This window comes from Pseudomonas sp. G1002 (genome assembly GCF_013385455.1).
Lineage (GTDB): Bacteria > Pseudomonadota > Gammaproteobacteria > Pseudomonadales > Pseudomonadaceae > Aquipseudomonas.
The window spans coordinates 18,217-38,045 of the sequence record NZ_JACAPY010000006.1 but is presented as its reverse complement, the minus strand read 5'-3'; the positions used below and the strand labels follow the sequence as shown (position 1 = coordinate 38,045).

Here is a 19,829-nt window from a genome sequence, read left to right as displayed (position 1 = left end):
TGTGGGTAGAAAAGTGGGGAGGTCAGCGAGGCTCTTGTGGCGAGGGGGCTTGCCCCCGTTGGGCTGCGTAGCGGCCCCTTGGTATGACGACGGTGATCCGCCAGAATGACCGCGACGCCCTCATTGGCGCCGCTACGCAGCCCAACGGGGGACAAGCCCCCTCGCCACAGGTGCTCAGCGGGTGCCGGTTTATTCGGCATCCAGATGCATCGGTGTTACCACCCGACCATCTTTCTCCGCTTCCCCAAGGTTTGCATCGATAAAGTAAACCCGCTCATCTTCCAGCTGCGCCTTGTCTACCAGGTAGTCCTTGATCGCGCTGGCGCGGTCCTGGCCCAGTTGGCGCAGCAACACGTCACTGCCACTCCAGAACTTGATCACACCGTCCCGCAGCTTGGCGGTGCGCTCGTCATTGCTCAGGTCTTTCCATTCGGCCGGAGGCTGTTGTTTCAGGCGGGTGCGGTAGATGCCTTCCAGCAGCGGCGCCTTTTCCTTTTCCGGTACTTCAAGCAGCGACGCCTGGGCCGGCACCTTGTCGCCACGGCGCTGGAGGATCTTGTAGTAGTTGTACTGGTATTCGCGTTCCAGCCGTTGTGCGGCCAAAAGCGGGCCGTCACTGCTGGCAGCGGCGGTGCCTTCGATCTCCAGGCGCAGCGCAGGGCGCTCCTTGAGGGCTTTGGCCAGGCTGTCGAGGGCCGACTGGGAATCCTTGCTCAGCTCGCTGGAGCCTGCCGCAAACGACACGTTGCCAAGGTCTTGGGCACCACCACCGCTGATCAGGCCGCCAATGAACTTGAATGGCGCCGTGGCCGCACGTACTACCAGGTTGCGCAGGGTCTGCCAGACAATCGGCATGACGCTGAACTGCGGGTTGTTCAAGTCGCCGGTCACCGGCAGTTCGATCGAGATCTTGCCGTCGGAGTCCTTGAGCAGGGCTATCGCCAGGCGAATCGGCAGGTCCACGGCGTCGGCGCTGTCGACCTTCTCACCCAGTTGCAGTTGCTCGACCACCACCTTGTTTTCGGCCTTCAACTGGCCCTTGGTGATGACGTAATGCAGGTCAAGGTTGAGCCGACCCTTGCGGATGCGGAACCCGGCAAACTTGCCCGAGTATGGCGTCAGGGTGGTCAGTTCGACGCGTTTGAAGCTGGTGGCGATATCCAGTGCGGCCATCGGGTCAAACGGATTCACGCTGCCCTTGATGGTGACCGGTGCATAACGGTCAACCTTGCCCTTGACGTCGACGCTCGCCGGTTTGGCCTGGCGACTGTCAATGGTGCCGATCTGGCCGTTGAGCTGCTGGATGGCCGTGGCGAAGTTCGGGGTCAGGCTGAAGTCGGCGAAGTTGGCCGAGCCGTCGTTGATCGCAATTTGACCAATATGAATGCCCAGGGGCTTCTCTTTGCTGGCCGCAGGTTTCGCCGCGGACTTGCCGGGGCTGTTGGCCGGCTGCGGGATCAGCAGGTCATCGATGTTGGTGGTGCGGTCATCGTTGATCATGAAGCGCGCATAGGGCTGCAACAGGTTGACCTTGTCGATCGACAGGCTGTCGCCATGTTGATAATTCACGCCTTCCAGCACCAGGCGCTGCCACTTGAGGAAGTCGCGGGTCTTCATGGTGTCCAGGGTGTGCAACTGGTCGACCTGGGCCCGGCCGGTCACCTGGAATGCCAGGGGGTCGGTGCTTTTCAGGTTCACGTCGAGGTTGCTGCCGAGCATGCCGCTACGCAGTTCCAGGCGGATAAACGGGCTGATATAGGACTGGGCGACGCGCAGGTCGATGTCTTTGGTGTCCACTTTCAGCTTGGCGCTGACCGGGCTCAGGTTGACCTGGCCGGTCGCCTCGAGCTTGCCTTGTTTGCCTACGCCGGTATCGAGCTTGAGGGTAAAAGGGCTCTGGTTAAGGCTGTCGAAACCCTGCAGGTCAAGGTTCAGCGGCCCGACTTCCAGGGCGACTGCCGGTTTGGCCGAGCGGTCAGCCAGATGCACTTGATAGTCGCGCAGCTGCACGTCCTTGAGCAGCACTTGCCAAGGCTTGCTCGGCGCTGCCGGTGCAGGTTTTGGCGAGTCGGCGGTAGCGGGTGCGGTGGCTGGCTCGGCTGCGGGTGCAGTTGCAGGTTTGCTCGGTTGGCTGGCAAACAGCTTCTGCCAGTCCAGCTGGCCGTCGGCTTCAAGGGCGGCCCAGGTTTCGAGTTTATTACTGCGGATCTTGCCGACGATCACTTGCTGTTTGGCCAGGTCCACGGTGGTTTCGCTGACGTCCAGCTTCTGCAGGCGCGCGAGCGGCCGGCCATCCGGTGCCTTGATCGCAAACGGCGCGACACTCAGGGCGACGTTGGTCAGGTTCAGCTCGGTTTCCTTGGCCAGGCTCAGCTTGTAGTCGGTGCTGAAGTTGAGGATGCCGTCTTCCAGAACCAGCGGCACCGCGTCACGTACATACGGCCACCAGACTTTCATCTTGCCGTCGGTAACCTTGAGTTTGCCCTCGGAGGCGATCGGGATCAGGCTGAAGTTGCCGGTCCAGTCGATCTGGCCGCCTTCAGGGCCGGCTGCCACCAGGGTCATGTCGGCGTTGTCATCGGGCAGCGTGCTGAGGTTTTTCAGCTCGAAATCGAGTTTGTCGTAGAGAAACTCGATCGGCTCGCTCGGGCGCAAATCCTGGAAGTGCACATAGCCGCCTGCCAGCTTGATGTTATCGATGCGCAGCGGGAATGGCTTGGCGTTTGGATCGGTTGGTGTCGGTTCGCTGGCCGGGAGTTTGAACAGCTGCGCCAGGTTGAGCTGGCCGGATTTGTCGAACAGCAGCTCGGTCTTGGGCTTGTCGAGTTGTACGTCGGCCAGGTGCAGGGCGCGGGTCCACAGGCTGTCGATCTGCAGGTTGGCATAGAGGCGTTCAAAGGCCACTTGCTCCTTGCCCGGCTCACCGATATTCAGGCCCCACACGGTCAGTTCGAGGCTGAACGGGTTGAGCTCGATACGCTCGACACGCGCCGGCACCGTGGCGTAGTTGGCCAACTGTTGGTTGGCCACGCGAAGGGCAATGCCGGGGAGAATCAGGAAGCCCAGCAAGCTGTACAGGGCAAGGGCGGTCAGCAAGGCGCCAGCGGCGCGAATCAATCCTTTGGGCATATGTGACGCCATCTATGTCAATCAAGAGTGCCTTGGAGTATGGCACGGGTTTACGGTTCCGAAGAGCCGGGCCTTTATTACTGCGCCCTGACCCTTTTGGGACAAGTCCTACAGTTGCAGGATCAGGGTCTTCAGCGGTGGTTGCTGGTCGTGGGACGGGAAGTCTGCGCCGGGTGTCATGACCTGCCATTCGCGCACCGGGCGCCCGGCCTTTTCGGCGCAGCGCAGGACCTGGTCGCGCCAGTCGTCCATGCTGACTTTTGCCAGGTTGTTGCAGCAGATCAGCACGCCGTTGTCGGCGGTGGTCAGCAGTGCAGGCTTGAGCAGGCTCTGATAGTCGCGCAGCAGGTCGACGGTGCCGAAGGCGCTCTTGGCCCAGGCCGGCGGGTCAAGCAGTACCAGGTCGTATTGGCGTTGCTCCAGGCGTGGATAACTCGGCAGTTTCTGGCCGCGACGCTGGCTGATGGGCAGGCCGGCCAGTTGGCGGATTGCCGGGAAGTAGTCGGACTGGATGAATTCCATCGTCGGCAATTGCGGGTTGAGCTGGCCGTTTTCGCGACCGACCGCCAGGTTGCCCTCGGCAAAGTCCAGGTTGCACACCTCACGAGCGCCACCGGCAGCAGCACTCAGGCCTACGCCGCAGGTGTAGGCAAACAGGTTCAGCACGCTTTTTCCGGCGCTGTGTGCCTTGACCCAGCCACGGGTGTTGCGCAGGTCCAGGAACAACAGCGGGTCTTGCCCGGCATGGCGGCCGCGCACGCGGTAATTGAGGCCCCATTCGTGGCCGACCAGGTCTTCCAGGGCTGCGGACTCGGCGCGGTACACCGTGTCTTCACGGTCGATGCGCGAGTTGCCCCGGGAGCGGTCGTTGTAGACCAGCAGCAGTTCAAGCCCCAGGTGCTGGTTGATTGCTTGATGCAGGTGCAACAGGTCGTCGCTTTCCAGCGACTGGTGAAAACTCTGCACCAGCAGTTGCGGGCCGTAGCGGTCGATCGTCAGGCCGCCGGCGCCTTCCTGGCTGCCGTGGAACAGGCGATAGCAATCGGTACCTTGTGCATGCAACTCGGCGAGCAGGTCCTGGCGATGATCGAGGGCGGCGCGCAGCGCCTGATTCAAGGAAGACATAGTGCGCGCCTTGCAGAGTAATTGGGGCGCGGGAGTTTAACAGTTATGGCTCCAGCAGGCCCATTCGCCTGTGGGCCCGCTGCACCGAACCATTGCGCATGGCCCAGCGCAACAACGGCGCGCTGCGCCTGACCCCGGCACGAATCATCTGGCGCTGGATCGGGCTTTGCTTCTGCCCGAGCATGTCGCTGGCCCAGTCCGGCAGCAGGTCGATACCGGCCTGCATCATCAGCGAGCCAAACGGCTTGGCCAGGGTGCTCGGAGACGGCGCATTGAGCAGCAGGCGCAGGACTTCGTGGCTGCGCTGGTCACACAGCAGTTGCGGGCGGATACGCTCAAGGTAATCGGAAATTTCCTGGCGCGAACGCGGCACATGGCGCGCGCCCAATTGCTCGGCCACCAGGGCGATTTCGCTGTAGTACCGGTCTTGATCCCTCGGAGATAAATCCGGGTTGCGATAACGCAGGTGGGCCGCGAGAAAGTTGCTGACCTCCGCCACATGCACCCAGGTCAGCAACTCGGGATCACTGGCGGCATACGGTCGGCCGTCCGGTGCATGGCCGACCACTTGCAGGTGAATGGTGCGCACTTTCTCGATCAGCCATTCGGCGTCACGCCGCGAACCAAACGTGGTGCCGGAAATGAACTGCGAGGTGCGTCGTAACCGCCCCAGCATGTCCTGCCGAAAGTTCGAGTGGTCCCACACGCCGGCCAACGCCAGCGGGTGCAATGCCTGCAACATCAACGCGCTGATGCCGCCGATCAACATGCTGCTGAAGTCGCCATGGACCTTCCAGCTCACCGAGTTCGGCCCAAAGAGACCCGGATCGCCCTTGGGGTTCTCCAGGTCGAGTTGGCCCAGCGACAAGCCGGTCAGGCTCATCAGCTGGTTTTCGATGCGGCTGCGAATGAATTCCATGGGTTCCTAGCGGTTGAGGCGCTTGTCGATCAGGCCGTCCACCACGCTCGGGTCGGCCAGTGTGGATGTATCTCCCAGGCTGTCCAGCTCGTTGCAGGCAATCTTGCGCAGGATCCGCCGCATGATCTTGCCTGAGCGGGTTTTCGGCAAGGCCGGCGCCCATTGAATCAGCTCGGGCTTGGCGAAGCTGCCGATTTCCTTGCTGACCAGGTCCAGCAGGTGCTTTTTCAGCGCGTCGTCGGGCTCGACGCCATTCATGGGCGTGACGAAGGCATAGATGCCCTGGCCTTTTACGTCGTGTGGATAACCGACCACCGCGGCTTCTGCGACCTGATCATGCAGCACCAGGGCGCTTTCGACTTCGGCGGTGCCGATGCGGTGCCCGGAAACGTTGATCACGTCGTCGATGCGGCCGGTGATCCAGTAGTCACCGTCCTCGTCGCGCCGCGCGCCGTCACCGGTAAAGTAGTAGCCGGGGTAGGGTTTGAAATAGGTGTCGATCATCCGCTGAGGGTCGCCGTACACGCTGCGGATCTGCCCTGGCCAGCTGGATTTGATCGCCAGCACGCCGCTGCCGGCGCCACTGATTTCCTTGCCTTGCTCATCGAGCAGCACCGGCACCACGCCGAACATCGGCTGGGTGGCGCAGCCGGGCTTGATCCGCTGGGCGCTGACCAGCGGGCTGAGCATGATGCCGCCGGTTTCGGTCTGCCACCAGGTGTCGACAATCGGGCAGCGTTGTTCGCCGACCGCGTTGAAGTACCAGTCCCAGGCCTCCGGGTTGATTGGCTCGCCGACACTGCCCAGCAGGCGCAGGCTGGCGCGGGAAGTGTTTTCCAGTGGGCCGTGGCCTTCCCGCATCAGCGCGCGTAACGCGGTCGGCGCGGTGTAGAAGATGTTGACCTTGTGTTTGTCGATCACCTGCCAGAACCGCGAGCTGTCCGGGTAGCTCGGCACGCCTTCGAACATCAGCGAGGTCGCACCATTGGCCAGTGGCCCGTACACGATATAGCTGTGGCCGGTGACCCAACCGACATCGGCGGTGCACCAGAACACTTCGCCGTCGCGGTAATCGAGCACGTACTTGAAGGTCATCGCAGCCTGCAGCAGGTAACCGCCGGTGGTGTGCAACACACCTTTGGGTTTGCCGGTGCTGCCGGAGGTGTAGAGGATAAACAGCGGGTCTTCCGCATCCATCTGCTCGGGCGGGCAGTCGTCGCTGGCTGCATTCAGGGCCTGTTGATACTTGAGGTCGCGCCCTTCAGTCCAATTGACTGCCGCGCCAGTGCGCTGCACCACCAGTACCGTGCTGACACCCGGGCAACTGGCCAGGGCCTTGTCGACATTCTGTTTCAGCGCCACCGGCTTGCCGCCGCGCACGCCTTCATCGGCGGTGATCACCGTGCGGCAATCGGCGTCGAGAATGCGGTCGCGCAGGGCGTCCGGCGAGAATCCGCCAAACACCACCGAATGCACCGCACCGATCCGCGTACAGGCCAGCATCGCGTAGGCCGCCTCGGGAATCATCGGCATGTAGATGCACACCCGGTCGCCTTTCTTCACGCCACGGCTTTTCAGCACGTTGGCCAGGCGGCTGACGTTTTGGTGGAGCTGGCGGTAGGTAATTTTGGAAGACGTCGCAGGATCATCGCCCTCCCAGATGAAGGCCGGCTGATCAGCGCGTTGCGCGAGGTGACGGTCGATGCAGTTGTAACTGACGTTCAGTTGGCCTCCGGCCAACCATTGCGCGGCGCCGGTCTTGATGTCGGATTTCTGGACGGTCTGCCAGGGCGTGGTCCAGTCGAGAAAACGCTTGGCCTGTTCGGCCCAGAACGTATCGGGTTGCTCGACGGATTGGCGGTAGAGGCGCTGGTAGTCCTCTTGACTGAGTTGCGCAGCCCGGCGGACGGCATCGGCGGTGGGGAACGTGCTGATATCGAACATGAGGGATCCTTATTCTTGTTTTTTGCGACAAGAGGGGAGCTTTGCGACCCTCGTAGGAGCTGGCAAGCCAGCTCCTACGAGGGTCCGCTCCCGCAGGTTCAGACCCTCATTGTAGTGCTGATACCATCAACCGCGGTGACGGCCGCGGAAGTAGTTGATCAACCCCTGGGTGGACGCATCGTCCGCAGGCTGTTCTTCGGTGCCGGTCAGGCGGTTGTAGACGCCTTTGCCCAGCTCCTTGCCCAGCTCCACGCCCCACTGGTCGAACGCGTTGATGCCCCAGATGACGCTTTGCACGAACACTTTGTGTTCATACATCGCCACCAGTGCGCCAAGACGGCGAGGGCTGATGCGTTCAACCACAATGGTGTTGCTCGGACGGTTGCCCGGGATCACCTTGTGCGGTGCCAGCTTCTGCACTTCGGCTTCGTCCATGCCCTTGTCGCGCAGCTCGGCTTCAGCCTCGGCGCGGGTCTTGCCGAGCATCAGGGCCTGGCTCTGGGACAGGCAGTTGGCGTACAGCCACTGATGGTGGTCGGAAACCGGGTTGAAGCTGACGATCGGCACGATGAAGTCGGCCGGGATCAGTTGGGTGCCCTGGTGCAGCAGCTGGTGGTAAGCATGCTGGCCGTTGCAGCCTACGCCGCCCCAGATAACCGGGCCGGTGTCGGTGGAAACCGGCGTACCGTCCTGGCGCACGCTCTTGCCGTTGGATTCCATGTCCAGCTGTTGCAGGTGCTTGGTGATGTTACGCAGGTAGTGATCGTACGGCAGGATTGCGTGGCTCTGCGCGCCCCAGAAGTTGCCGTACCACACGCCCAGCAGGCCGAGCAGCACCGGCATGTTCGCCTCGAATGGAGCGGTCTGGAAATGCTGGTCCATGGTGTAGGCGCCGGACAGCAGTTCCTTGAAGTTGGACATGCCGATGGCCAGCGCGATGGGCAGGCCGATGGCCGACCACAGCGAGTAACGACCGCCCACCCAGTCCCACATCGGGAAAATGTTCTCTTCGCGGATACCGAAGGCCACGGCCGCCGCGTTGTTGCTCGATACAGCGATGAAGTGGCGATACAGCTCGGCTTCCGAGCCACCCTGGGCCAGGTACCAGGCGCGGGCGGCCTGGGCGTTTTTCAGGGTTTCGAGGGTGTTGAAGGATTTTGACGAGACGATGAACAGTGTGGTCTCGGCGCGCAGCTTCATAGTTAGCTCGTGGAACTCGCTGCCGTCGATGTTCGCCAGGTAATGGCAGCGCACGCCTTTGTGGGCGTAGGACAACAGCGCTTCAGACACCAGCTCCGGGCCGAGGAACGAGCCACCGATACCGATGTTCACCACGTCGGTGATCGGCTTCTCGGTGTAGCCACGCCACAGGCCGTCGTGGATGCGGCCGACCAGGTCAGTGATCTGGTTCAGCACCTTGTGCACGTCCGGCATGATGTTCACGCCGTTGACCGACAGTTTGTCACCCACCGGGCGACGCAGTGCGGTGTGCAGCGCCGGGCGGCCTTCGGAAGAGTTGACCGGCTCGCCGTTGAACAGCGACTTGATCGCGCCCTGAAGGTCGACTTCCTTGGCCAGGCCTACCAGCAGGTCGCGGGTTTCGCTGGTGATCAGGTTTTTCGAGTAATCGAGGAAAAGTCCGCAGCTGCTCAAGGTGAACTGGGTAAAGCGCTGGGGATCGGCATTAAAGGCTTCGCGCATGCTGAAATCCTGCATGGCTTGGCGATGTTGATTGAGCGCTTGCCAGGCGGGCAGAGCGGTAACGTCATGAGGAGTGCGGTAGTACGCCATCGCTGCGGGTTTCCTTTTTATTGCTGGGACTGCTTTTAGGACACTTGAAAGCCGGGAATGTCCTGTCTTTGTGAAGATGACAGGCTCCGGTCAACGCCAACGAAGAGCGTAGGGCGAATACATTAAACCTAGCGTGTCGATCTGTCTTGGCTTTGTCTGCGCTGTGGCCGGTACTTTTTTATACCGGCCGATCAGGCAGTGCAACAGGCGGGGTGTGCGGCGGGGTCAGTTCAGGTGCAGATGCAGGTTGTCGATCAGCCGGGTGGCGCCCAGGTAGGCGGCGACCAGGATCACCAGGTCCTTGTCTTCGGCGGTGGCCGGACGCAGGTGCAGGCCCTGGCGAACCTCCAGGTAGTCCATGCGAAAACCTGCCGCTTCGATCTGCTGGACCTGTGCGGCGCGCAGTTTGGCGAAGTCGCGGTCGCCCGCTTCAATGGCGGCGGCAATCTGGCTGAGGCAGCGGTACAGCACCGGTGCGATCGCGCGCTGTTCGTCGGTGAGGTAACCATTGCGCGACGACAGCGCGAGGCCGTCGTCGGCGCGCACGGTCGGCTCGCCGATAATCTGGATCGGCATGTTCAGGTCATGGACCATGGCGCGAATCACCGCCAGTTGCTGGTAGTCCTTCTGGCCAAAGATCGCCAGGTCCGGCTGGACCATGTTGAACAGCTTGCTGACTACCGTGGCCACGCCTTCAAAATGCCCGGGCCGGCTGGCGCCGCACAGGCCTTCGGACAGTTGCGGCACGCTGACGCGTGTCTGGCCGGCCATGCCGTCGGGGTACATCTCCTCGACGGTCGGGGCGAACAGCAGGTTGCAACCGGCTTGCAAGAGCTTCTCCTGGTCGGCCGGCAGGGTGCGCGGGTATTTGTCCAGGTCTTCGCCGGCGCCAAATTGCAGCGGGTTGACGAAAATGCTCGCCACCACGAAGTCGGCTTGTTGCGCAGCCTTGGTGACCAGCGTGGCATGGCCGCTGTGCAGGTTGCCCATGGTGGGCACGAAGCCGATGCGTTTGCCCGCGCTGCGGGCATGGGTGACGGCGGCGCGCAGTTCGCGCACGGTCTTGACGGTGTTCATGCGGAGAATCCGTGTTCGGCGCCCGGGAAGGTGATGGCTTTGACTTCGCTGACGTAGGCGGCGAGGGCTGATTGGATACTGTCCTGGCCCGCCATGAAGTTCTTCACGAACTTGGGTACGCGGCCGGTAAGGGACAGGCCCAGCATGTCATGCAGTACCAATACCTGGCCGTCTGTGGCAGAACCGGCGCCGATACCGATCACCGGTACTTTAACGGCCTGGGTGATTTCCGCTGCCAGCTCGCTTGGCACGCATTCGAGCAGAATCATGCACGCACCGGCCTGTTCAAGGGCGATGGCATCGGCCCGCATCTGGCGCGCCTGGGCTTCGCCGCGGCCTTGTACCTTGTAGCCGCCGAGGATATTCACCGACTGTGGCGTCAGGCCCATGTGCGCGCAAACCGGCACGCCGCGTTCAGCCAGCAAACGAATCGACTCGGCGAGCCAGGCGGCACCTTCAACCTTGATCATGTGTGCACCGGCACGCATCAGTTGAGCACTGTTGGTCAGTGTCTGTTCGATGGTGGCATCGGCCATGAAGGGCAGGTCGGCAATGATGAAGGCGCCTTCGTTGCCGCGCTTGACGCAGGCCGTGTGGTAAGCGATTTCATCATTGGTGACGGGCAGGGTGCTGTCATTCCCTTGTAGAACCATGCCCAGGGAGTCCCCCACCAGCAACACTTCAACTCCTGCCTGGCTGCTGGCCTGGGCAAAAGTGGCGTCGTAGCAGGTCAGCATGGTGATCTTTTCACCTTTGAGCTTGAGGCTCTGCAAGGTGCTCAGGGTAACGTTTGGCATGAAAAGGGTCCTCATTCAGGCGCTTGGAAACAGCGAGTAACGCGCGTGAGTCTTCGTTTATACAGGCGCACTTTCTTAAGGATCAGTGCTTATAAGGCCTGGATTGCGCCCTTTAGCGCCGGGTAGGCGGCAGCGGGACGCCTATAGTCGTGAGGAGGACTCTGGAAGTCAATTGGATGTGTTACCGCATTGTTACGGCGATGGTGTTACCGCTGTTACTGATGCGATTCAGCAGTAAATGATGCGTAGTAAATGCAGGAGCGAGCTTGCTCGCGAAGGTCGTCAATGATGACGCGGGAAGCCTGGCGCCCAGCGGTGTTCTCAGGTTTTTCGCGAGCAAGCTCGCTCCTACAGGTTTGAAGGCAGGCGTTCCAGGCCGACAAACGGGCAGGCATCCAGCAGGTCGCCGAGCAGGCGGCCATCGGCCAGTTGCAGGCTGGCCGGGGCCAGTTCTGCCAGCGGGTAAAGCACGAACGCCCGCAAGTGCATTTGATAGTGCGGCACCTTCAGGCGCGGCTCATCGATCAGCCGGTCGCCAAACACCAGGACATCCAGGTCCAGGGTGCGCGGGCCCCAACGCTCAAGACGCTCGCGGCCCTGGTCATTCTCGATGGCTTGCAGCGCATCGAGCAGTTCCAGTGGTGCAAGCGCGCTGTCCAGGGCCGCGACCGCATTGGTATAGCGCGGCTGGCCCGGGAGCAGGGAATCACTTTGATAGAAGGCGGAGACGCCCGCCAGCGTGGTGTCCGGCAATTGCGCGAGGGCCTCGATGGCGTCGCGCAATTGTTGTTCAGGGGCAGCCAGGTTGCTGCCCATGCCGACGTAGATACGTTCCACGTGCTTACTCGCCCGACGCGCTCGATGAATCGCCAGCGCTGCGTTTGCGCTTGCTGCCACTGCTGCGGCGACGTTTTTTCGGGCCATCGCCGGTGGCTTCGCCTTTGCTGCTGAGCTCTTTGATCATCTCGCGGCGCTGGCTGTCGTTGGCGTCCTGGTAGTCGGTCCACCATTCGCCCAGGCCGTCGGTCTGTTCGCCGGCGCTTTCGCGCAGCAGCAGGAAGTCATAGCCGGCACGGAAGCGCGGGTTGTCCAGCAGTAGATCGGCGCGTTTGCCGCTGCGGCGTGGCAGGCGCTCCTGCATGTCCCAGATCTCGCGGATCGGCATGGTGAAGCGTTTCGGGATGGCGATGCGCTGGCATTGCTCGGCGATCAGCTCGTGAGCGGCTTCCTGCATGGCCGGAATTGCCGGCATGCCACGGTCTTGCAAGCGCATGACGCGTTTTGGAAGCGCTGGCCACAACAGGGCGGCAAACAGGAACGCCGGGGTTACCGGTTTGTTCTGCTTGATGCGCAGGTCGGTGTTGATCAAGGCTTCGCTGATCAGCGTGTGGGTGTAGGTCGGGTTGTACTCCAGTGCTTCGGCGCTGGCCGGGAACAGTGGGTCGAACAACTGCAGGTCAACCAGCATTTCGAAGGTGTCGGCAGCATAGCCGGAGAGGAACAGCTTGAGCACCTCTTCGAACAGGCGTGCCGACGGGATTTCCCGCAGCATCGGCGCCAGGTCGCGAATCGGCGCGGCCGTGTGCTTCTCGATGCCGAAGTTCAGCTTGGCGGCAAAACGCACGGCCCGCAGCATGCGCACCGGGTCTTCCTGGTAGCGTTGCGTCGGGTCGCCGATCAGGCGCAGCAAGTTGTTGCGGATGTCGTGTACGCCATTGGCGTAATCGAGGATGCGCTCGCTGACCGGGTCGTAATACAAGGCGTTGATGGTGAAGTCGCGGCGTTGCGCGTCTTCTTCCAGGGTGCCATAGACGTTGTCCCGCAGGATGCGCCCGCTTTCATTGCGGGAAGACTGGTTAGTGTCTTCTTCTTCATCGTTTTGCGGATGGTTGGCGCGGAAGGTCGCGACCTCGATGATCTCGCGACCAAAGTGGATGTGCACCAACTTGAAGCGCCGGCCGATGATCCGCGCATTGCGGAATTCGGCACGCACTTGTTCCGGCGTGGCGCTGGTGGCGACGTCGAAATCCTTGGGAGTGATATTGAGCAACATGTCGCGCACGCAACCGCCAACCAGGTAGGCCTGGTAGCCGGCGTTCTGCAAACGTTCGACGATGTTCACCGCATAACGGCTGAACTGGGCGCGTTGCAGCGAATGCTGGCTGCTATTGAGCACTTCAGGCGTGCTGCGTTTGTGTTGCGTACGACGCAAGGGAGAACGGAATGACTGGAACAACTTCTTCAGCATGGGATGCACTGTTTGAAGGAATGTTCGGCCATAACGAAGAATGACCGCATGATGGGCCGGGATTCTAGCATTTAGTCAGGGGATGGTGTAGGAACTAGCTGCAAGGCTTGAGCCAGAAGCTTAAAAGAAGGGTGGCAGGTGCCAAATCGCGGAAACTACAAGGGGAGCCGAAGCTCCCCCAGAAGTAGTTGCGTGCTCTATTTTTATTATTGGTTTCGGGCTTCTTGTTTTTGTTGATCGCCCTCGCCATGAAGCTTCACCTTCATGACACTCCCAATCGGGAGCCAAGAGCAAACGGATTGCTTTGGTCGCTGTGTTGCTGATCTACGATCCAACCAGTTCAGGCTCTGCCTTAGGGCAGTTTTTGTTGTTCTCGGCCTGGTTGCGGGGCAAGCCCCAAATGCAACGCCTCTCCAAAAGAATCAGTTAGCTGCGCCTCCGCCGTGTTGTTTTTGTTATGCGTGAGTCGATTCGTCTTATTTTTATTGTCTTGTACATTTGCTTGTTATTGTTTTTGTACTAAGCATATAGCAGGGTGCGTGCCAACTTTTGCGAGGCCCAGCAAAATAAGGGTTTGGGGCGTTTTCGGGTTTTTTGTAGGCGAAAAAAAGCCGGGGCTTCGTTACCGTAAGCCCCGGCTTTTGTTACGTGAAAAATCAGCGGTAACAGTTTTTTCACATCTGCGGGTGTTACCTGTGGGGGCGACCCACTCAGCTTTCGCTGGCAACCCCGGTCTTGCGCCGCGGGATACCCAGGCGCTGGCGCCGTTCCCACAGGCATTTACGGCTGACGCCCAGTTTGCGCGCCAGTTCGGTCTCGGTCATGTGGTCCTGGTGCTCCAGCACGAAATGCTGGAAGTAATCTTCCAGTGACAAATCTTCCGTCGGCTCGTGGCTGTTGTTACTGCCGCCACCTTGCTGCGGTGGCAAACCTATGAAGTCATCATCATCCAGGTCGCTGAGCTCGATATCGATCCCCAGCAGCTCGGCGGAAATTTCCGGGCTCTCCGACAGAATCACCGCACGCTCTACCGCGTTTTCCAGCTCCCGCACGTTACCCGGCCAGGAGTAGTGACGAATCGCCTGCTCGGCATCGGCAGCAAACTTCAGGTCGGTACGGTTGATGCGCGCACTCTGGCCCGCCAGGAAGGCCGTGGCGATTTCGTTGACGTCGGCGCCGCGCTCACGCAGGGCCGGCAGTTTGAGAGCTATCACGTGCAGGCGGTAATAAAGGTCTTCACGGAACTGGCCAATCTTGGCCAGGCTCTTCAGGTCACGGTGAGTGGCCGCAATCAGTCGTACGTCGACCTTTTGCGACTGTACCGAACCGACGCGACGTATTTCGCCTTCCTGGAGTACCCGCAGCAAGCGTGCCTGGGCTTCCAGCGGCAGCTCGCCAATCTCGTCGAGGAACAGCGTGCCGCCGTCGGCGGCTTCAACCAAACCCGCACGGCCAGCACTGGCGCCGGTAAAGGCGCCTTTTTCATGGCCGAACAATTCGGATTCGATCAGGGATTCGGGGATCGCCGCGCAGTTCACCGAGATCATCGGTGCCTTGGCGCGCTTGGACAGGTTGTGCAGGGCACGGGCCACCAGTTCTTTACCGGTACCGGACTCGCCCTGGATCAGTACATTGGAGTCGGTTGGCGCCACTTTGCGGATCTTGCTGTACAGGTCCTGCATGGGTGGGCAGGAGCCGATGATGCCGATTTCGCCGTTACTGTTATCAATACCGGGTTTTTCAGAACCATTGGCGGCCTTGCCCGCTGCCGGGCGTTCAGCCGGTGCGCTGCTGGCCGATTGACGGTCACGCAGGATTCGCGCTACGGCCTGGAGCATTTCGTCGTGGTCGAAGGGCTTGGCGATGTAGTCCACCGCGCCCATCTTCATGGAGTCCACGGCCGAGCGCAGGCTGGCGTAGCTGGTCATGATCAGCACCGGAGTGCCTTGGCCGAGCTTGATCAGCTCGGTGCCGGGGGCGCCTGGCAAACGCAGGTCACTGACGATCAGGTCGAACGTGGGAATGCTGAAACGCTCTTGGGCTTCCTGCACCGAGCCGGCTTCGCTGACCTGGTACTGATTACGTTCAAGCAGGCGACGCAAGGCAGAGCGGATAATGGTTTCGTCTTCGACGATCAAAATGTGCGGCATTGATTCAACTCTCTCGACGGTCTCAGTTCACAGCGGACGTCGCTTCGACATGACGCGGCAAGGTCACCCGAATACGGGTGCCGCGTTGGCTTTCGGTGTCAGCCGGGCTGTCGATGGTGATTTGTCCATAATGCTCTTCAACGATGGAATAGACCAGTGCAAGGCCCAGACCGGTACCTTCACCCGGATCCTTGGTGGTGAAGAAGGGTTCGAACAATCGATCCATGATGTTCTGTGGAATGCCGCTGCCTTCGTCCTCGACGATCAGATCGACCGTGTGCTCGAAAGCCTCGCTCTTGACCCGTACTGCGCTGCCGGCCGGCGATGCGTCGCGGGCGTTGGACAGCAGGTTGATCAGCACTTGGGCCAGGCGTTGTGAATCACCGTCGACCCAGTGTTCCGGGTCGCACAGGTTGAAGAACTGTACTTCGAAATTGCGCCGGTTCAAGGCCAGCAGCCCAATGGCATCCTGGGCCACTTCGGCCAGGCACACCGCTTCGTCGTGATTCTGATGGGCGCCCGCGTGGGCAAAGCTCATCAGCGACTGCACGATGCGCGAAACACGCTTGGTCTGCTCGAGAATCTGCCCGCTGATTTCGATGATTTCGCCGTCTTCTTCGCGCTCTTCCCGCAGGTTTTGCGCGAGGCAGGCGATACCGGTGATCGGATTGCCGATTTCATGGGCCACACCCGCGGCCAGGCGCCCGATGCTGGCCAGGCGCTCGGAGTGCACCAGCTTGTCTTCGAGCATCTGGGTTTCGGTCAGGTCTTCCACCAGCAGCACCAGGCCGCTGTTGCCGGGCGCCAGTGGCTCGTCGATGGCGGCCTTGTGCAGGTTGAGCCAGCGGGTCTGGCCATCCAGCGCCAGGTGCTGTTTGTGCAAGTGTTCGTCGGGCAGGTTGATGAAGCCCTGGAGCAATTCTTTCCACGGGTCGCCAATGGTGTTCAGGCGCGAGCCCACCACACGTTGGGCGGCGATGCCGGTAAGCTCTTCCATGGCCTTGTTCCACATCAGGATCTCTTGATCCTTGGCCAGGGAGCAGACGCCCATCGGCAGTTCCTGCAACGTCTGGCGGTGATAGCGGCGCAGGGCATCGAGTTCGGCGGCAAGGCCGGTGAGGCGGGAGTGGTAATCCTCCAGCCGGCTCTCGATGAAGTGGATGTCTTCGGTCACGTAGTTTTCGCCGCCGGCCTTGTAGGGCAGGAAGGTCTCGACCATGTCCTGGGACACGCTCGGGCCCATCAGGCCGGAGAGGTTGGCTTCGATACGGTCCCGCAGGCGGCGCAGGGCATAAGGCCGGCGCTCGTCGAACGGCAAGTAGAGATCGCGCAGGGCCTGCTCGACTTCCTTTTGTGCGGCCTTGGCGCCCAGCGGCTTGGCCAGTTGCGTGGCGAATTCCTGGGGTGAGGCCGCGTGCAGTTCGCGGCGTTGCGGGCGACGGACGTTGTCCACTGCGCAGGCTTCGGCAGCGCTGGTTTCTTCGGGGCTGGCGTTGGTGAACAGCGAGATCAGGGTGAACATCAGCACGTTGGCCGCCAGCGAGGCAATTGCCGCCATGTGCCAACTGGTGTCATCCAGCACGTAGATCATGTTCAGCAACGGGATGTAGAAGCCCTGCAGGTTGCCCACCAGCGGCAGCAGCATGGTCACGGTCCATACCAGGATCCCGGCGAGCAAACCGGCGATAAAGCCTCGGCGGTTGGCGGTCGGCCAGTACAGCACCGACAGCACGCCCGGCAGGAACTGCAAGGTGGCAACGAAGGCAACGATGCCCAGGTTGGCCAGGTCCTGTTCTGCACCCAGCAACAGGTAGAAGCCATAGCCGGCCATGATGATCGCGACGATCAGGGCCCGGCGGGTCCATTTCAGCCAGCGGTAGATATTGCCTTCGGCCGGCGGCTGGTAGAGCGGCAGCACCAGGTGATTCAGCGCCATCCCCGACAGCGCCAGGGTACTGACGATGATCAGCCCGCTGGAGGCCGATAATCCGCCGACATAGGCCAGCAATGCGAGGGATTTGCTGTTGGCTGCAATGCCCACGCCCAGCGTGAAGTATTCGGGATTGGTGGTGGCGCCAAGTTTCAGGCCGGCCCACAGGATCAGCGGCACCGCCAGGCTCATCAACAGCAGGAACAGCGGCAAGCCCCAGCTGGCGCTGACCAGCGAGCGCGGGTTGAGGTTTTCGGTGAAGGTCATGTGGTACATGTGCGGCATCACAATCGCCGAAGCGAAGAACACCAAAAGCAGCGTGCGCCATGGGCCTTCCTGCAACGGCGTGTGCAGCGCGGCCAGGGCGGTCTGGTTTTGCAGCAGCCACAGTTCCAGCTGTTGCGGGCCGTCGAATACGCCATACAACGCGTACAGACCGACGCCGCCGATGGCGATCAGCTTGATCACCGATTCAAACGCGATCGCAAACACCAGTCCTTCATGTTTTTCACGGGTGGCGATATGCCGTGAGCCGAAGAAAATCGTGAACAGAGTGATCAGTGCGCAGAAGCTCAATGCCACGCGGTGCTGCACCGGTTCGCGGGTGAGGATGCTGATGGAGTCGGCCACGGCCTGGATCTGCAATGCCAGCAACGGCAGCACGCCGATCAGCATGAAAATCGTGGTCAGCGCACCGGCCCAGGTACTGCGAAAACGGAACGCAAACAGGTCGGCCAGGGACGACAACTGGTAGGTGCGGGTGATTTTCAGGATCGGATACAACAGCACCGGCGCCAGCAAAAACGCGCCGGACACCCCGAGATAACTCGAAAGAAAGCCGTATCCATACTGATAGGCCAGGCCCACGGTGCCATAAAACGCCCAGGCACTCGCGTACACGCCCAACGACAAGGTGTAGGTCAACGGATGGCGAATGATCGCCCGCGGAATCATCCCACGTTCACTGATCCAGGCTACCCCGAACAACGCGGCCAGGTAGGCGGCGCTGATCAGCAGCATCTCGGTCAGGCTAAAGCTCATCGGCATCTTTTTGGCTCTGCAGGATGAAAGTCACGACGATCAGAATCAGCCAAAGCAGATAGGGCCGGTACCAGGCGCCTGTGGCGTCGATCCACCAATCCATGATGGCGGGAGAAAACAGGTAGATCCCGACGACCAGCAGCAGGACCAATCGATAGATGTACATGTTGGCCTCTGATTGAAAAACTGCGGCGATGGTAACGGATGGCTCGCAAGCTGCAAGCGCCTTCAGCGCAATTGCGCTTCGGCCAGCGTGAGTGTGCGCGGGATCTGTGCGGCATCCCAGTGTTGAATGCCCCAATCCAGCAGTTCCCGTGGGCTGGCGTGGTGCAGTTCGTCGCCCGCCGGCTGGCCCAGGGCGCGCAGTGCTCTTAACAGCAAAGGCGTGGCCTGGTCAGTGGTCAAGGGCGGTGAGCGGTAGGATTTGCCCAGCTTGTTACCGTCCGGCTGGATGATCAACGGCACATGCAGGTAACGCGGTTGGCGTAGGCCCAGCAGTTCTTGCAGATACAGTTGGCGCGGCGTGGAGTCGAGCAGGTCGGCGCCACGCACGATGTCGGTCACACCTTGCCAGGCATCATCGAGGACTACCGCCAGTTGGTAGGCATACAGGCCGTCGCGACGGCGGATGATGAAGTCGCCTACGTCGCGACCCAGATGCTGTCGGAATTCGCCTTGTACACGGTCGGTAAAGTGGTACTCCAACTCCGGCACCCGCAGACGGATGGCGGCATCTTGCTGGTCATGCCCGGCATTGCGGCACAGTCCCGGATAAATCCCGTTATAGGGCTCCAGTTGCTTGCGCGAGCAGGTGCAGGCGTAGGCCAGGCCATGATTGAACAGGCGGTTGAGCACTTCGGCGTAGGCATCGTGCCGCTCGCTTTGTCGGACCAACTCCCCGTCCCATTCGAAGCCGTAGCGTTCAAGGGCATTCAGGATTGCGGCCTGGGCGCCGGGCTCTTCCCGTGGCGGATCGAGGTCTTCCATGCGCATCAGCCAGCGGCCTTGGTTGGCGCGGGCGTCGAGGTAGGAGGCGAGGGCGGCGACCAGGGAACCGAAGTGCAGGTGTCCGCTGGGCGTGGGGGCGAAACGCCCGATATAGGAGGAGGCTGTCATGGGCCGGATATTACTGGAAAACCAGCAAACGCCAGAAACAAAAATGGGGCGTTCGCACGCCCCATTTGTCCAGCCCGGCAGTGATTACTTGCCGACCTGTTTTTCCTTGATTTCAGCCAAGGTCTTGCAGTCCACGCACAGGTCGGCGGTAGGACGCGCTTCCAGGCGGCGAATACCAATCTCGACGCCGCAGGACTCGCACCAGCCATACTCTTCTTCTTCGATGAGTTGCAGGGTCTTGTCGATCTTCTTGATCAGCTTGCGCTCGCGATCACGGGCGCGCAGTTCAAGGGCGAACTCTTCTTCCTGGCTGGCACGGTCTGCCGGGTCCGGGAAGTTGGCCGCTTCGTCCTTCATATGGTCAACGGTACGGTCAACCTCTTGCATCAAGTCCTGTTTCCACTGCTTCAGGATCTTGGAGAAGTGTTCGCGCATGGGCTTGCCCATGTATTCCTCACCCTTCGCCTCGACGTAGGGTTGGAAGCCGCTGATGCTCTGTTGCTTTGCTTGGGTGGGCATGAATGGACCGCCTCTCACTCTTCTAATCCATTGCGCAGGATTG

Annotated in this window: 14 protein-coding genes; all 14 read right to left on the bottom strand. The window is 61.1% G+C overall.

Going from position 1 to position 19,829, the window contains the following annotated elements; genetic code table 11:
* Positions 1 to 189 precede the first annotated feature (189 nt).
* Complete coding sequence (locus HX801_RS02905) at positions 190 to 3,129, bottom strand: DUF748 domain-containing protein (RefSeq protein WP_008436847.1); 2,940 nt, start codon at positions 3,127 to 3,129, stop codon at positions 190 to 192.
* Between the two features lie 108 nt (positions 3,130 to 3,237).
* Positions 3,238 to 4,254: a class I SAM-dependent rRNA methyltransferase gene (locus HX801_RS02900; RefSeq protein WP_177021524.1), complete on the bottom strand. Its 1,017-nt coding sequence runs from the start codon at positions 4,252 to 4,254 to the stop codon at positions 3,238 to 3,240.
* 43 nt (positions 4,255 to 4,297) lie between these two features.
* Positions 4,298 to 5,173 carry an oxygenase MpaB family protein gene (locus HX801_RS02895; RefSeq protein WP_008436867.1) on the bottom strand — a complete coding sequence of 292 codons (876 nt, stop codon included), beginning with the start codon at positions 5,171 to 5,173 and terminating at the stop codon, positions 4,298 to 4,300.
* 6 nt (positions 5,174 to 5,179) lie between these two features.
* Complete coding sequence (acs, locus tag HX801_RS02890) at positions 5,180 to 7,117, bottom strand: acetate--CoA ligase (protein ID WP_177021523.1); 1,938 nt, start codon at positions 7,115 to 7,117, stop codon at positions 5,180 to 5,182.
* A 126-nt stretch (positions 7,118 to 7,243) separates the two neighbouring features.
* Entirely contained in the window at positions 7,244 to 8,908 is a 1,665-nt protein-coding gene (gene pgi / locus HX801_RS02885; RefSeq protein WP_003212168.1) for a glucose-6-phosphate isomerase, read from the bottom strand.
* 225 nt (positions 8,909 to 9,133) lie between these two features.
* Positions 9,134 to 9,985: a pantoate--beta-alanine ligase gene (gene panC, locus HX801_RS02880; protein ID WP_177021522.1), complete on the bottom strand. Its 852-nt coding sequence runs from the start codon at positions 9,983 to 9,985 to the stop codon at positions 9,134 to 9,136.
* A complete protein-coding gene (gene panB, locus HX801_RS02875) occupies positions 9,982 to 10,782 on the bottom strand; it encodes a 3-methyl-2-oxobutanoate hydroxymethyltransferase (RefSeq protein ID WP_102368085.1) in 801 nt (266 codons plus the stop codon). Before panB ends, panC begins: the two co-directional genes overlap by 4 nt.
* Before the next feature lie 348 nt (positions 10,783 to 11,130).
* Positions 11,131 to 11,619 (bottom strand): 2-amino-4-hydroxy-6-hydroxymethyldihydropteridine diphosphokinase, encoded by a 489-nt coding sequence (gene folK / locus HX801_RS02870; RefSeq protein WP_087693395.1) that lies wholly within the window; start codon positions 11,617 to 11,619, stop codon positions 11,131 to 11,133.
* Between the two features lie 4 nt (positions 11,620 to 11,623).
* Positions 11,624 to 13,030 (bottom strand): polynucleotide adenylyltransferase PcnB, encoded by a 1,407-nt coding sequence (locus HX801_RS02865; protein ID WP_003212161.1) that lies wholly within the window; start codon positions 13,028 to 13,030, stop codon positions 11,624 to 11,626.
* A 710-nt stretch (positions 13,031 to 13,740) separates the two neighbouring features.
* Positions 13,741 to 15,180, bottom strand: a complete 1,440-nt coding sequence (locus HX801_RS02860; protein WP_177021521.1) for a sigma-54 dependent transcriptional regulator — start codon at positions 15,178 to 15,180, stop codon at positions 13,741 to 13,743.
* Between the two features lie 22 nt (positions 15,181 to 15,202).
* Positions 15,203 to 18,157, bottom strand: a complete 2,955-nt coding sequence (locus HX801_RS02855; RefSeq protein ID WP_023659379.1) for a sensor histidine kinase — start codon at positions 18,155 to 18,157, stop codon at positions 15,203 to 15,205.
* Entirely contained in the window at positions 18,141 to 18,317 is a 177-nt protein-coding gene (locus HX801_RS02850; protein WP_003176118.1) for a hypothetical protein, read from the bottom strand. The genes HX801_RS02855 and HX801_RS02850 overlap by 17 nt, the downstream gene beginning before the upstream one ends.
* A gap of 62 nt (positions 18,318 to 18,379) precedes the next feature.
* Positions 18,380 to 19,267: a tRNA glutamyl-Q(34) synthetase GluQRS gene (gluQRS, locus tag HX801_RS02845; RefSeq protein WP_177019344.1), complete on the bottom strand. Its 888-nt coding sequence runs from the start codon at positions 19,265 to 19,267 to the stop codon at positions 18,380 to 18,382.
* A gap of 84 nt (positions 19,268 to 19,351) precedes the next feature.
* A complete protein-coding gene (gene dksA, locus HX801_RS02840; RefSeq protein WP_177021520.1) occupies positions 19,352 to 19,786 on the bottom strand; it encodes an RNA polymerase-binding protein DksA in 435 nt (144 codons plus the stop codon).
* Between the last annotated feature and the right edge of the window lie 43 nt (positions 19,787 to 19,829).